This is a genomic window from Lederbergia citri, from assembly GCF_018343625.1.
Classification (GTDB): domain Bacteria; phylum Bacillota; class Bacilli; order Bacillales; family Bacillaceae_C; genus Lederbergia; species Lederbergia citri.
Genome location: NZ_JAGYPG010000009.1, coordinates 1 through 539 on the forward strand (window position 1 = coordinate 1; position 539 = coordinate 539).

At 49.0% G+C, this 539-nt stretch carries 2 tRNA genes and 1 rRNA gene; all 3 read right to left on the bottom strand.

The window, feature by feature from the left end:
* Positions 1-135: 135 nt before the first annotated feature.
* Positions 136-211, bottom strand: a tRNA-Ala gene (locus KHA97_RS23765).
* Between the two features lie 44 nt (positions 212-255).
* Positions 256-332, bottom strand: a tRNA-Ile gene (locus KHA97_RS23770).
* Positions 333-423: 91 nt separating this feature from the next.
* Positions 424-539, bottom strand: a 16S ribosomal RNA gene (locus tag KHA97_RS23775); the annotation flags it as partial.

The following is a 539-nucleotide window of genomic DNA, read 5'->3' on the forward strand; positions in this document are numbered from 1 at the left end:
CTCCTAGTGCCAAGGCATCCACCGTGCGCCCTTTCTAACTTAATCATAAAAAGGTTTCTTATGGATGATTCCATAAGGTGATGTTTTCTTGGTTTGTTACTTCTCTATTATCTGGTTTTCAAGGAACGAATAAATTGGTGGAGCCTAGCGGGATCGAACCGCTGACCTCCTGCGTGCAAAGCAGGCGCTCTCCCAGCTGAGCTAAGGCCCCAATAAAACAGGAAAATCCCCATTTCAAATAAGACAAATGTGGGATGGTGGGCCTGAGTGGACTCGAACCACCGACCTCACGCTTATCAGGCGTGTGCTCTAACCAGCTGAGCTACAGGCCCACATTTGTATATATTAAGAGAATTTGACCTCTCAAAACTGAACGAAACGAAACGTCTCCTGATCAGCGCTCGACTGATCTAGATTCCTTAGAAAGGAGGTGATCCAGCCGCACCTTCCGATACGGCTACCTTGTTACGACTTCACCCCAATCATCTGTCCCACCTTCGGCGGCTGGCTCCAAAAGGTTACCCCACCGACTTCGGGTG